The organism is Asticcacaulis sp. P2_C5 (assembly GCF_056404555.1).
The window spans coordinates 273,068-286,049 of the sequence record NZ_JBFUDU010000001.1 but is presented as its reverse complement, the minus strand read 5'-3'; the positions used below and the strand labels follow the sequence as shown (position 1 = coordinate 286,049).

General features: G+C 61.1%; 11 protein-coding genes. 3 read left to right on the top strand and 8 right to left on the bottom strand.

From position 1 onward, the window contains the following. Nucleotides 1–211 precede the first annotated feature (211 nt). The 5 genes from AC1DXO_RS01125 to AC1DXO_RS01105 form a co-directional block, all read right to left on the bottom strand. Nucleotides 212–1,180: an N-acetylglucosamine kinase gene (locus tag AC1DXO_RS01125; protein ID WP_476976239.1), complete on the bottom strand. Its 969-nt coding sequence runs from the start codon at nucleotides 1,178–1,180 to the stop codon at nucleotides 212–214. Between the two features lie 116 nt (nucleotides 1,181–1,296). After that, the gene (locus tag AC1DXO_RS01120) at nucleotides 1,297–2,475 is read right to left on the bottom strand and encodes an SIS domain-containing protein (RefSeq protein WP_476976238.1); all 1,179 of its coding nucleotides are present in this window, start codon (nucleotides 2,473–2,475) and stop codon (nucleotides 1,297–1,299) included. Then, on the bottom strand, nucleotides 2,468–3,778 hold the full coding sequence (locus AC1DXO_RS01115) for a D-tagatose-bisphosphate aldolase, class II, non-catalytic subunit (protein ID WP_476976237.1): 1,311 nt from the start codon (nucleotides 3,776–3,778) through the stop codon (nucleotides 2,468–2,470). Before AC1DXO_RS01115 ends, AC1DXO_RS01120 begins: the two co-directional genes overlap by 8 nt. A gap of 491 nt (nucleotides 3,779–4,269) precedes the next feature. Beyond that, the gene (locus tag AC1DXO_RS01110) at nucleotides 4,270–5,199 is read right to left on the bottom strand and encodes a DMT family transporter (RefSeq protein WP_476976236.1); all 930 of its coding nucleotides are present in this window, start codon (nucleotides 5,197–5,199) and stop codon (nucleotides 4,270–4,272) included. 9 nt (nucleotides 5,200–5,208) lie between these two features. Beyond that, nucleotides 5,209–7,275, bottom strand: a complete 2,067-nt coding sequence (locus tag AC1DXO_RS01105; RefSeq protein ID WP_476976235.1) for a glycoside hydrolase family 36 protein — start codon at nucleotides 7,273–7,275, stop codon at nucleotides 5,209–5,211. A 129-nt stretch (nucleotides 7,276–7,404) separates the two neighbouring features. Between AC1DXO_RS01105 and AC1DXO_RS01100 the strand changes: the two genes are divergently transcribed. Further along, nucleotides 7,405–8,496, top strand: a complete 1,092-nt coding sequence (locus AC1DXO_RS01100) for an amidohydrolase family protein (protein ID WP_476976234.1) — start codon at nucleotides 7,405–7,407, stop codon at nucleotides 8,494–8,496. A gap of 348 nt (nucleotides 8,497–8,844) precedes the next feature. Here AC1DXO_RS01100 and agaR read toward each other — a convergent pair whose 3' ends face one another. Together agaR and AC1DXO_RS01090 are read right to left on the bottom strand one after the other, a co-directional pair. Further along, nucleotides 8,845–9,639 carry a transcriptional repressor AgaR gene (gene agaR, locus AC1DXO_RS01095; RefSeq protein ID WP_476976233.1) on the bottom strand — a complete coding sequence of 265 codons (795 nt, stop codon included), beginning with the start codon at nucleotides 9,637–9,639 and terminating at the stop codon, nucleotides 8,845–8,847. Between the two features lie 97 nt (nucleotides 9,640–9,736). Further along, nucleotides 9,737–10,594 carry a LysR family transcriptional regulator gene (locus tag AC1DXO_RS01090; protein ID WP_476976232.1) on the bottom strand — a complete coding sequence of 286 codons (858 nt, stop codon included), beginning with the start codon at nucleotides 10,592–10,594 and terminating at the stop codon, nucleotides 9,737–9,739. Between the two features lie 103 nt (nucleotides 10,595–10,697). On the opposite strand from AC1DXO_RS01090, the gene AC1DXO_RS01085 reads away from it, so the two are divergent. Beyond that, complete coding sequence (locus AC1DXO_RS01085) at nucleotides 10,698–11,300, top strand: DUF1579 domain-containing protein (RefSeq protein WP_476976231.1); 603 nt, start codon at nucleotides 10,698–10,700, stop codon at nucleotides 11,298–11,300. Nucleotides 11,301–11,413: 113 nt separating this feature from the next. Beyond that, a complete protein-coding gene (locus AC1DXO_RS01080) occupies nucleotides 11,414–11,752 on the top strand; it encodes a hypothetical protein (RefSeq protein ID WP_476976230.1) in 339 nt (112 codons plus the stop codon). Nucleotides 11,753–11,758: 6 nt separating this feature from the next. Here the strand turns inward: AC1DXO_RS01080 and AC1DXO_RS01075 are convergent, their stop codons facing one another. Beyond that, nucleotides 11,759–12,877 (bottom strand): HPP family protein, encoded by a 1,119-nt coding sequence (locus AC1DXO_RS01075; RefSeq protein WP_476976229.1) that lies wholly within the window; start codon nucleotides 12,875–12,877, stop codon nucleotides 11,759–11,761. Nucleotides 12,878–12,982 lie beyond the last annotated feature (105 nt).

The following is a 12,982-nucleotide window of genomic DNA, read 5'->3' as shown; positions in this document are numbered from 1 at the left end:
AGGTTCGGTAAGGTCAATTTGGCGGCTGCTTTTACCGCGCGAAGCGCATTACGGATGCTTCGGTTGCCAACATTCTGGAATGATAGCCCTTCGGGCAAGACCTCGGCCTACTTACTTTTTCTGCGTCTTTCCGACTTTTCGGCGCTTTCCGCGTTGAAAATAGCTGTTATTTCAATATATTACACGAACGACAATGCCGTCCGCAAACAGCTTACAACTTCGGCAGTTGCGCCAACGCCTGAGTACCAAACGGCCGGCCAAGCACCCGGGCAGCATAGATCGCCGAGCCGACGCTGGGCGCATACAGCGGCCGGCGCAGGTCGAACAGCGCTCGCAAGGCGCCCAGATGGCGCCGGAAGGGTTCCAGGATCAAGGCCCCGCAGTTGAACACGCCCCCCGAATAGGACAGCGCGATCTGTTCACCCGGCGCATAATGCAGGCGATGGCGGATGGCGTCGACGATCGCCGCCAGTTCGAACGCCGCGGTATCGAAAATACGCAACGCCGCCACATCGCCCTGCCCTGCCGCCTGGGCGACCAGTTTCGACATGGCGGCAATCTTGTCGCGCGTCGGAGTCTCGCGGCCGAAGACATGACCGCAGATGTCGAGATCGATCTTCAACTCCATGGCCTGCATGAAGATGTCATACAGCGGCCCCTTGGCCAGGCGCCCGTCGCCCATACGCGAAAAGGCATTTAGACCGGAAATGGCGATCCAGTGCGCCGAACCTTCGTCGGAAAATATCTCCCCCCAGCCTCCTCCACGCGCCGAACGGCCGGCGTGTTCGCCGTAACCGATGGAGCCCGTGCCAGCGACGATATTGATCCCGTCGGCGCCACCCAGCGATCCCGCCCAGCCGCAGATCATGTCATTGCCGCAGACATAACGCCTGTGGCCCAGAACGGCTTCCGGCACAACGTCGAGCATGGCTTCGGCGACCGAATCCTCGCCATAGGCCGGCAGGCCGAAAAAGGCGAAGTCGATGTCGTCGGGCCTGGCCGAGACCTGTGCCAGGACGGCGGTTATGCCCTCGGCCATTAGCTCGTGCAGGCCGTTGAAACCGATCTGGATGTAGTAGCATGACCCACCCTGATGGCTGGCCACGACCCGTCCGCCGCTGTCGACCAGGACGAATTCGGTCTTGGTGCCGCCGCCGTCGACGCCGAGTAGATACCCCATAAGCACAATCCCAGAAATGTAACTCCAAGCTGCGATAACTTATCGCAGCTTGGCAAGGGCGACCGCCCGCCGCGCACGTTTGCGCGAGCCATGCGGCGCTTGAGCTCTAAAAAAGACTAACCCAGCTCGTGGATGCGCACGCCCTGGACGACGCGATTGACCGTGCCCGAGGCATTAGGTTTGTCCGGCGTCAGGTTGTGGCGCAACGATTCATAAAAGGCGAAGATCTGCGGGCAGATTATGTAGGGAAACAGCAGGTCGACGTCCCAGGCCTTTTCCAGCCCGGTGACGCGGACCGTATCGGCGGCCTCGACCCCGACCCCGTCCTGGGCGGTGATAGCGATGACCCGGGCGGCGTCATTGTCGCGCAGCAGTTCGTCGAGCAGGTCGCCGTCATAGCCGCGTGTATAGGCATTGTTGGAGAAAAAGACGACGACCAGGGTGCGGTTGTTGACGATGGTCTTGGGCCCGTGGCGAAAGCCGAGCGGGGAGTCGAACATCGTCACCAGGCCGCCATTGGTCAGTTCCAGCAGCTTCAGCCCGGCTTCGCGCGCCAACCCCTGGAAGATATGACTGCCGAGATAGACGATACGCTCATAGCCCTCACCGGCTGCCTGTTTCATGGCCGCCGTATAGCCGGCGATCACGCCCTGGGTCGCCTCGGCGATTGCGCCAATACGGTCCTGCATGGCGGCGATGCCGGAGAAAATGGACAGAGCCGCGTAGGTCATGCACGAGAAGCTCGACGTCATGGCGAAGCTGCGATCGTGGGTCGCTTCGGGCAACAACAGCGTAAAGCCGCGCGATGAAGCCGAGGCATAGCGCGCCAGGGCGCCGTCGTCATTGCAGGTCACCACCAGGTGATGCAGGTCAGCGACGAAACGGTCGGCCAGTTCGACGGCGGCGACGCTTTCCGGGCTGTTGCCGGAGCGGCCGAACGAGACCAGCAAGGTCGGTGTATCGGCCTCGAAATAGAGCTGCGGGGCGCAGCTCAGGTCGGTGGTCGGGACGGCTTCGACACGCAGCTTCAACTGTGCCGCCAGGGCCGGCGCCAGGCAGGCGCCGATAAAGGCGGAAGTGCCGGCGCCGGTCAGGATGACGCGGACCTTACGCGCCAGCAGCGGCGCCAGGAAGGCTTCGATCTCGACCTTGCGCGACATAAGCAGGGCCTGGGTCTGGCGCAGCATCTCGGGTTGTTGGACGATCTCGCGCGCCGTCCACAGGCCGCCGAGCCGCTCCAGTGTGGCTTCGTCAAAGCCGAGAAAGGTTGCAGTTTCGGGCTTCGAGTCAGGCATCAATCAACTCCGGGGTACGCATTTTAACAGGATTACAGGCAGCGTGATAGGCATCGAGCGTGGCGCCTATATGGGCCATGACGAGGTTTTCGGGACTGGGCGCGATACCGCCGTCGCGCACGACGGCATAGGCGTCGGGCAGGTACTGGCTGATCAGGGCCAGGGGTGGCGGTGATTGCGTCAGATTGCCGAACAACACGTCCTGCGCTTTCGCTATGTTGCGGTCGGGCCAATAGTAGCGGATGCGGTCCGACAGGCTGTATTGCAGGTCGAACTGCAGGTCGGCGCCGGTGGCGTGGTAATATTTCGCCCAGTTCTTCGGCTCGGCCTTCATGCGTTCGATCACCACGTCACGAAAGCCCGAACGGGCGTCCGCCGCGATCCATTCACGTTCGATGGCGTCCAGCGCCCACAGGGCTTCGCGCAAGGCAAAGGTGACGCCTGGGCCGACCTTCAATATGGCGAAGTGGTCCTCGACCAGGGCCTTCAGCGCCTTCGGCGTCTGGTAATCGGTCGAATGAGCCTCGAAAACCAGGGTCGGCAGGCGGTCGACGGCATGGCTCAGCGACAGGGCCTTGGGCCGGTCGTAGTCGATCACCTTGTGATGGTCGAATTCGACGCCCGGCTGGACGACGGTGGCGACGACGCGCGGCCAGGCCGCCGACAAACCCAGTCCGGCAAAGATCGCCTTGTGCGTTTCGATGGTGGCCAGCGCCGCGGCCGGCGTGGTGACCTCCAGTTCGGGCAGATCTTCGTGAGCACCGCCGGGCACAGGCACTTCGGTGCCGATGACGTAGACGGGCGGTTCGCCGCCAACCTGGGCATGGGTCTGTTCGGCAATGGCGATCAGGCGGGCGGCGCGGCGGGCAATGGTGTCTTCGGGCAGGGGCACGGGGTCGTCGGCGCACGACATCGAGCAGTCGGCGTGGATCTTGCGGAAACCGGCGGCCACATATTTCGCGATCAGTACCTCGGCCTTTTGCATCGCCTCGTCGGCGTTCAGATGCGTCCACGGATTGGGCCCCAGATGGTCGCCGCCCAGCAAGATACGCCGGCGATCCAGCCCGACGCGATCGGCAATGGCGTGAACGAAGGCGACGAAATCGGCCGGCTGCATGCCGGTATAGCCGCCGTCCTGATTGACCTGGTTGCAGGTGGCTTCGATCAGGGTGACGTCCGAACCGACCTTGAGCGCGTGACGGAAAGTGGCTTCGACGACCAGGGGATGCGCCGAACAGACCGAGGTAATCCCGGTGGCCTGCCCTGCCTTGTGGCGGGCGATCAGATCGAGCATGGCCTTCATGACGCGTCCTTTGTCATCGTGTGCGTGTTTCTAAAGGCAACCTAGCGCAACGAAACCAACAGCGCAACTAAAACAATGAAAACGAAACATATAAAAATGACAATTTGTGCTGTAAGTGTGTTTTTGTCGTAAAAATTATCACATAATGAAACTACGGGTAAAAATGGCCGCTGTAGCGTTTGAACGGCTACATTTTTTGCCGCGCAGAAATTTTTCGTTCGTGCAACGCGGTGACGGCACGTCTTCGATGGTGGAATCTTGGATCACGAAAAGCTCGAAAAGCAGAAAAGCACGAATCTCAGGGTGGAAATTCTCCCGCGCGAAGCGCCTTTATTCCGCGCCTGAGGCCACGAACTCTATTAAATGCCCTTCGGGCCAGATTTTTCAGCGCGCTTCCTTCGTGCTTTTCTGCTTTTCGTGCTTTTCGTGATCCAAAATTCCACTGTAAAAAGACGTGCCGTCACCGCGTTGCACGAACGATTTTCTGAGTGTCAGGCCGCCAGAGCCAGCAAGGCCGAGGCAATCAAGGCCAGGATCAACCCGATGATCTTGAATTCACCTGGAATAACATGGGCGACGACCAGCGAGATCGCAGCCGTGACCAAAGGCCCACCGGCATTGGTCAAGGGAGCGACGACGATCGCCTTGCCATAACGAAAGGCAAAAACCAAACATAACGCGCCTATGGCATTCAAAATCTGGATGCCCGCCGCCAGCCACGGCCCGTCCAACCCGAAATTGATCGGCGCCGAAAAATTGGTCATCAGCAGCGCCACCGGAATCAGCATCAGGCCCGTGATCATCATGTAGAAGAAGATGCTCTCTCCCGTCATGGAGCTATTGGCCAGCTTCATGAAATAGGCCTGGACACCCCAGCACGCCATGATGATCAAGGCCAGCGGGAACCACACCCCGCCGTTCATGAACGAAAAGCCCTTGTCCGGCGAGAAGTCGAACATTGGCAAGGCAACCAGAGCCAGCACCACACCCAGCAGGCCAAGTTTCGTTGTCCGTTCTTTTAGAAACACCGCCGACATCAGAATCGTCACCAGCGGTGACAGAGAGATCACCGGAAAAATCAGATAGGCTGGACCGGTATTGACGGCATAGAACAGCACCATCTGCCCGCCGGCGCCAAGCAGACCGATGATCAGGCCGTAGATGATGGCGCGCGGATTATGATCGAGTTTCCAGCCCGCCTTCCACAACACGTAGATCGCCGGCAGGATCATGGTCAGGGCCCAGACGCAATAGGTCAGGGTTTCGGGAAAGCCTTTTTGGGCCGAGATACCGGTAAGGGCGCCCCACAGGCCCCACAGCCCGACCACGCCCAGGGCATAGGCCAGCCAGCGTTTGCCGGCAGCGGGAGTAACAAGGCCGGAAGCCGGCTCGGGCATGGGTGTAGGCTGAGATTCTGGCATCAGGAATTCCTAAACAGGTACGGCTTCGATCAGCAGGAAGCGTGTGAACGTAGCGGGAATACGATTGGCTGCCGGCGTCACTTCACCCAGCGCGACACCGTTGTAGTAGTCGGTCAGGCGATAGCGCTTGTGCGTCAGGCCGCGTAGCTCCACAGCCCCTTCCCAGGTCGGCGCATAGAAGGCGTAGTAGAGCTTGCCGTCCTTCTCGACCGCATGGGCCTCGGGCTTGTCGAAACCAATATCATAGAGTTCGCCGCGGTACTGGCCGGTCGACAGGCGCTTTTCGTTATACAGACCGATCCACTTGCGCCACAGCACCTCGCGCTCGGCCGTCAACTGGTAGTTCTGGCCCTTTTCGTGGCCTGGTCCGGGCCAGGCAAACTTGGTCGAGACAATGCCGCCGATACCGACGGTCGAGGCGAAATCATCGCCGCCGTCCGACAGCTCGACATGGTCGCCGGCAAAGGCCGCATCGCCCCCCATGAGCCCTTTCAACGACTTGCCCTTCAGGCGAACCTGCCACGAATTAAGCGGGTCGGACGCCGGCACGTGATTGACATAGGGCAGATTATGGAAGGCGTAGGACGTGCCGCACGGACAGAATTCGACTACCGCATTCGGATTGGCGGCGCGCGCCGTGTAGTAGATGAGTTTCCAGAAGTCCTGCAGGTGCTCGACCGAGTCTTCCGGCTTGGCGTGGTTGTGTGCCGGGTTATAGCAGGGCGCCACACCATTCATGTGCTGGCCGTCCAGCTTCAGCCCCTCGAAGCCCCACTCGCCGATGATCCTGGTGATCAGGCGGCGATAATAGTCGCGCGTCGGCTCATAGGCCGGACACAGGTAAAAGGAATTCCACCAGGTAATGTCCTGCACAGCGCCATTGGCGTCGAGCAACAGCATGTCGGTGTGGTCGTGCAAGAGATCAGTGCCCGGATCGACCGCCAGCGGGGCCAGCCACAGGCGCGGCCGCAGCCCCGCCGCCTTGATCGACTTGACGAAGGCGATCATGTCCGCGTCCTTGCGCGGGAACTTCTTCGTATCGAGGAACCAGTCGCCTTCCGAGCTCTGCCAGCCGTCGTCGAGCACCGCCCAGCTGAGCCCGACATCCTTGGCCTTGGCGAGCGTGCCTTCGATTTCGTCGACGGTGAAGTTGCGCTGATAACCCCAGGCGCACCACACCGGCTCATAGGATTCGGCCGGCGGCTTCGGCGTCGCCAGGCCGCGGTCGGCCATCACCCTGCGATAGGTGTCGAGTGTGGCGAAGTGGTCGCGGCGATGGACGCTGACAAAGGTGTCGAGTGTCGCAAAGCCTTCGCCCGGCGCCAGGGTCACGGCATGATCGTAGCGGATTCCGACCCCGGCGCCGGCCGCCGCGGCGATGAGCGGCAGCGAGATCAGCTTGGGAGTCGTCTCGATATGGCCGACCGCCAGTCCGGCATCGGCGCGCCAGACATCGACGATGGGCGTGCCGCCGCCATAGTCGGAGGCATTCATACCCATATAGTTGGGCTGGTCGAAACCGGCAGCGACCGGCTGCACCCAGTCGCGGCGATCGCCATGCGACGACCCCGAAAACGACCAGAAGGACGTGCCCTTCAGCATATGGCTGTGCGACGTCCAGGCGGCGACGGCGAGCGGCGCTGCGCCCGTATTGCGATAGGTGACGCGGGTGATGGCAAAGCCGGGATAACGGTCGTACAGCGCAACAACGACGGTCTTTTCGAGACCTTCGGCCGACACGCCGCGCACAGTATAGGCGACACCCTTACCGTGGATATCGTTGAGCGGTGCCTGGCGCTTACCGGCAAAGCTGAAACGCTCGATGGTGCGGCCGTCGGCCAGGGTGACGGTTTCCGACGGCGCGAAATCGCTCAGCGCCACCGTCTTGCCGTCACGGCGGGCCAGGATACGGCTGTTGAGGCCCAGGTCGAAATCGATCGAGATCGCGGAATCACTGATCGTGGCGACAGCGGCGTTCTGGCTGCGGGCGGCGCCTGCCGGCAAACTGGCAGCAATGGCGGTGCCCGACAGCAGGCCAACCAGTCCGCGCCGGCTGGTCATCGATTGCGTCATCATCGGCCGCCCTCCATTATCCAAACTCATTTTTGATCTTGCATAAGTCATATTAAAAAGGCAAACAAAAAGACGTCAAACATTGTTTTTAAATTTCGTTTTCTTTCCTTTCGTGTCTATGGGAGCCTGAACATGACCCGACGCCACCTGCTTATGAGCCTGTCCGCCGCCGCGATCCTGGGCACGATGACGGGCTGCGCGACCTTGCCGGGGCAGAGCGGCTATACGGTGGCGGATTTTGCCCGGGTGAAGAAGTTCGATTCCCACGTCCATGTGAATGTCAGCGACCCCGCCTTTGTCGATGCGGCTAAGGCGGACGGCTTCGAGCTGCTGAGCATCAATGTCGACTATCCGGCCTTTCCGTCCCTCGCCGACCAGGCGGCGGTGGCGCACACATTCCACGACGCAGACCCGGCGCATTTTCACGTCGCCACCACCTTTAGCATGGCGGGCTTTGGCAAGCCGGACTGGGCGGCTGCGACCAATGCTCATCTCGACGAGGAATTCGGCCGTGGCGCCGTGGCAGTGAAGATCTGGAAGAATGTCGGCATGGTCGAAAAGGACGCGGCCGGGAACTACATCTCGCTCGACGATCCCGGCCTCGACCCGGTAATCGCGCACATTGCTTCGGCGAAGAAGGTGCTGATCAACCACCAGGGTGAGCCGCGCAACTGCTGGCTGGCCATGGACCAGATGACCAGCAACAACGACCGCGCCTATTTCAGCGAGCATCCGGAATACTACATGTACGTCCATCCGGACCAGCCGCGCTACGAAGACCTGATGGCCGTGCGCGACCGCTTCGTGACGCGGCATCCGGAGCTGAAGTTCGTCGGCGCTCACTTCGCCAGCCTGGAATGGAGCGTCGATGAGGCGGCGAAGTTCCTTGATGCTCACCCCAATGCCAGTATCGAACTGGCGGCGCGTATCAGCCAGATCCAGTACCAGTCGGTCCGCGACTACGACAAGGTGCGGAACTTCTTTATCGAGTACCAGGATCGCATCATGTACGGCACCGACCTGACGCTCAATCCCGGCGAGGATACCGCCAGCTTCAGGCAGGTCGCCCATAATTACTGGCTGTCCGACTGGACCTATCTGGCGACCCCTGAGACCCAGCACGTCGCCGATATCAGCGGCGATCCGAAAGGCCTGGCCCTGCCAAAAAGCGTCATCGACAAGATCTACTACGCCAATGCCCGCCGTGAATATTTCGGCGATTAGGCTCCTGACTCATTGTCTTGGCCAGCGATCTTTATGGGCGGCATTGGACAACGGCGCAATATATTGAAATTACAGTAATCTTCAACGCGGAAAGCGCAGAAGAGACGGAAAGACGCAGAAATTCAGGGTGTTGTTTTTTACCGCGCGCAACGCCTTCTTTTCATGAACGTTACCACACGCGTTGCATAAAAGGCCCTTCGGGCACAAGCCGATCCGCAAGCTCCTTTTCCGCGTCTTGTCCGTCTTTTCCGCGCTTTCCGCGTTGAAAATTGCTGTAAAATTAGGCACTTTCAATGCAGACGTAGCCGAGCACAGATGGAAACCTGCTCGATGCCCAAGGAGTCGATATCAGGCAACGATCAGCTTGAAATCCAGCCGTTCAGCGGCCTCCTTCAAAAAGTCGGGCGCCTCGGCATCGGTGACCAGGGCGTCGATGTCGCTGATGTCGATGATCCGGTGCAAACACACCCGGCCGAACTTGGAAGAGTCCGTCACAGCGATGACCTGACGCGCGGCGGCGACCATCTTGCGATTAAGCTGGGCTTCCGGCTCGTGGTGGGTGGTGATGCCGCGCTCGATATCGAACCCGTCGACCCCCAGAAACAGCTTGTCGAGCAGCAGTTCATCCATGGCCGACACCGTCTGGGCGCCATAAAACGCCATGTTCTTGCGCCGCAGTTCTCCCCCCAGCATGACGATCTTGATCTTCTGCTTGTGGGTCAGCGCGTTCAGCACGCCGAAGTCGTTGGTGACGACGGTAATATCCTCTTCATCGGGCAGGAAACGCGCGATCTGCAACGCCGTGGTACCCGAATCGAGCATGATCGAATCCCCCGGCTGGATCATCGAAGCGGCCAGCTTGCCGATCCGCTCCTTCTGGGCGATGTGGCTGGTCTGCTTGGCCTCGATCGGCGGCTCGACCGTGCCCGACACCATGTCGGCGGAAATTGCCCCGCCATAGGCCCGCTTGGCGACACCATATTCTTCCAGATAATGCAGGTCCTTGCGGATCGTCTGCATGGACACCGAAAACTGCTCGGACAGGGTGACCACCTGGACGCTGCCGCGTGTCTTCAGCATTGCCGTGATCTCCCGCCGGCGCTCAGACGTGTCACGCGTAATCTTGCCAGGCGTTGCGGCCATGTCCATCCCCAATAGTTTCGTTTCAGGTTTCGTTATCTACCACATCTTGGCCGACTTCAACCGATTCCACCACCTTTTCACCGGCTGAACGGCCGGATCACGCGCCCGGGGAGAACAGGGATTTCATCCAGAGCACAAAGTCCGGCTCCGGCGCCGCCTGCGACCACAGCAGCCAATAGCTGGCCGGACCTTCGACCACCTGTGCGAACGGTGCCACCAAGCTGCCGTCATCACACAGCCCGCCGAAGAGGGCCGGCGACAGCAGGGCGACGCCCTGCCCCTGAACCGCCGCCTGAGCTTCCAGCAGATAGTCAGGAAAGCGGGTAGCGATGAAGTTCGGTTTGGCATCGTCAAGACCGGCCAGGCGAAACCACGCCGCCCAGCGTGGGTCAGGAATCAAGGGCAGGTCCAGCAGATCCGCCACGGTCATCGGGCGGTCCGGCGGCGCCAGGGCCGGGCTCAGCATCGGCGTGCCTTGCTCCGGCATCAGTCGTATCGCTGCGCCTTCCCCGGGCGGAACGGGGCCACTGCGGATCGCGACATCATAGCGGTCCGGCGGCAAGATAGTCTGGGTGACGTCCAGCTGGATGGCTTCGGCGCCCGGCCGGCTGTGATAAACGGCCAGCCGCGGCACCAGCCAGCGCGCCGCAAAGGTCGGTGCACAGGTGACGCGCAATGGGGGCGGGGCATCGCGGCAGGCGTCGACCGCGGTGTGCAGTATGGCCAGGGCGCGCTCGATCTCGCCACCCAATAATCTCGCTCGGTCGGTTGTGGACAGCCGTGGACCGTGACGGCTGAACAACGTAACACCGAGCTGCGCTTCCAGGGCGCGCATGCGCTGGCTGACGGCCGTGGGCGTAATGCCGATTTCGGCAGCCGCAGCCGAAAAATTGCCATGCCGGACGCAGGCCGCCAGAACGCGCAGGGATTCCAGCGGCGGTTGAGGTTTTCGCATGATTCATTTGAAGCTGGGATTCAAATGAAGGTCAAGACTTATCGTTATGGCGTCGTGCGACCGTGATTTAGCTTCCGCCAACAACCCATCACAGGAGCCACACATGTCCAGATATCTGCCCGCCGCCATGACCATTCTTGTCCTGGCCTTGACGGCCGCCACCGGCCACACGGCGGATCTTGCGCCCGGCTACTCAATGAACGTAACGGGTGACGCGCATGATTTCGACTATTTTGCCGGCGGCTGGAATACGGTGCAAAAGCGTTTGAAGGTTCGCGGCGCCGGCAGTTCCGACTGGGAGACCTTTCCAGCAACCCTATGTGCGACACCCTATCTCGGCGGGCTGGCCACGATCGATGAGCTGTATATGCCGACCCATAACCGGGCGGGCCTGACCTTGCGAGCATTCGACGTCGCGAAGAAACAGTGGTCGATCTACTGGGTCAGCAGCGCCACGGGCCGGCTGGACCCGATCCCGACGGTCGGCGGCTTTACCGGAAATCACGGTGAGTTTTATGCCGAAGACCACGACGTTGAGCGGCCGATCAAGGTACGCTACATGTGGGACAAGATCGATGCCGATCACGCCCAGTGGCAACAGGCCTTCTCCTATGACGACAAAACCTGGGAGACCAACTGGGTCGCCGATTTTACCCGGGCCGATACTGCGACAACCTGCGACCAGGGCCGCCCACGCCGTCCATAAGTTTTGAACAACTGCGCCCGCCTCACCCGTTCCGGGGATGCGGGCGCGCTCCACCGCGGATAGGCTTCCATGATGCGGCGGGTAAGCCGCCACCCGAAGCCTCGAGGCACATCATGAATCACGTTTTCCGCAACAGCCGCAATATTCTCCTTGCTGCCCTTATGCTGTCCACCGCGGCCTTCCCTGCCCTGGCGGAGGACCCGGGTGCCATCGCCGATCGTGCGATCACGGCCTATAACGCCGGTATCGACGCTGAAAACGCCGGTAATTATGCGGATGCCTGCATCAGTTACCGGGACGCCGCCGACCGCTTTGAAAGCGCCATCTATGCCCTGATGGGGCAGTCCATGCAGACCCAGGAAGAGCGCGACGGTATCAAGGCTTATGCTGATATGCTGCAGGAGAAGATCGACATCGCCAAGGAAAATGCCCGTCGCGTTTGTAACAAGTAAAGACGCTCACGCCGCCTTATGGAACAGGGCGCGCATCATGTCCGACGCGCTGATCACGCCCAGTAGCCGCTTGCGCTCGTCCAGCACCAGGACGTGGCGGTGGTCGCCCTCCGAAAAGCGCGGCATGACCTCGGCCACCAGTTCGGTCGCCAGGACGTGGGCATAGACCAGCGACATGATCTGGCCGGCGTGTTCCGGTTTGTCGCTATGGACCGTGCCCGCCGGTTCCAGCAGCCGCGCCAGACCGCGCGCCGGATCGGCAGCGTCAAGCACAGCGCTTTCGCGGCGAAAATCCTCCTCCGACAGCAGCCCCAATATCCGCCCTGCCCGATCAACTACCGGCAAGGCCTTGATATCGTTCTGCTTCATCATCAACCAGGCTTCACGCAGGCCGGTGCCGAACTGCGCCGTCACCGGCTTCGCGGTCATGATGGCGCCGCAGGTCAGGCCACCGGCCATGCGTTTATAGGCGATCATCTCGCTGGTCCGCAGCAGCAGGTTCAGGTCGTCGACATCGATATCCATGACCTCGTTATGGTGCGACAAGGCCTCGGCGAAGTCGCCTGGCGTGATGCGCATCAGGCCGGACGGCTGGGCGGCCACGGCCAGTTGCGGATGGGGATAGGGCTTGCGTGTCAGATTGTTGTACAGCACGCCGAAACCGGCCAGCAACAACGAATTGGTCAGGGCGGGAAAGACGGCGAATTCAAACGCCGTGGTGTGGCTCATCACCACCAGCAGGGCCATGGCGCCGCCCGGCGGATGCAGGCAGCGGGCCGTGAACATGGCGCCGATGGCCAGGCCGACCGCCAGGGCCGCAGCCAGGACTGGATTTGGGACCAGATTGCAAATAATCAGGCCGGCGAGGGCTGAAATCGTATTGCCGCCGACCACTGACCACGGCTGGGCCAGCGGACTGGACGGCACGGCATAAACAAGGACGGCCGAAGCGCCCAGCGGCGCCACCAGCCATGGCGACAGGTGCATAGCTTGCGCGATCCACAGGCTGACCGCCGCGGTAAAGCCGATGCCGAGGGTAGCACCGACCGCACTGCGCACGCGTTCCTGCAGATTGACCGCCATCGGACGCGGCCGGAATCCGGCCATAAAGTTAAGGATATTCAAGGCGTTTTCCCTGGAGGTTTTGCCGTGTCTTGCCCCTGCCCTAGCGGATTTTACGCCAACTGTACAGGTAAGCCTGTTTGCGTTTTGTTATGACAGTTGGGCCAT

Bases quoted from the DNA above. Each gene is read 5' to 3' on its own strand.
- AC1DXO_RS01110 (WP_476976236.1), bottom strand. From the start codon at position 5,199: ATGCCAGAATCTCAGCCTACACCCATGCCCGAGCCGGCTTCCGGCCTT.
- AC1DXO_RS01080 (WP_476976230.1), top strand. From the start codon at position 11,414: ATGAATCACGTTTTCCGCAACAGCCGCAATATTCTCCTTGCTGCCCTT.
- AC1DXO_RS01115 (WP_476976237.1), bottom strand. From the start codon at position 3,778: ATGAAGGCCATGCTCGATCTGATCGCCCGCCACAAGGCAGGGCAGGCC.
- AC1DXO_RS01100 (WP_476976234.1), top strand. From the start codon at position 7,405: ATGACCCGACGCCACCTGCTTATGAGCCTGTCCGCCGCCGCGATCCTG.
- agaR (WP_476976233.1), bottom strand. From the start codon at position 9,639: ATGGCCGCAACGCCTGGCAAGATTACGCGTGACACGTCTGAGCGCCGG.
- AC1DXO_RS01125 (WP_476976239.1), bottom strand. From the start codon at position 1,180: ATGGGGTATCTACTCGGCGTCGACGGCGGCGGCACCAAGACCGAATTC.
- AC1DXO_RS01090 (WP_476976232.1), bottom strand. From the start codon at position 10,594: ATGCGAAAACCTCAACCGCCGCTGGAATCCCTGCGCGTTCTGGCGGCC.
- AC1DXO_RS01085 (WP_476976231.1), top strand. From the start codon at position 10,698: ATGTCCAGATATCTGCCCGCCGCCATGACCATTCTTGTCCTGGCCTTG.
- AC1DXO_RS01105 (WP_476976235.1), bottom strand. From the start codon at position 7,275: ATGATGACGCAATCGATGACCAGCCGGCGCGGACTGGTTGGCCTGCTG.
- AC1DXO_RS01120 (WP_476976238.1), bottom strand. From the start codon at position 2,475: ATGCCTGACTCGAAGCCCGAAACTGCAACCTTTCTCGGCTTTGACGAA.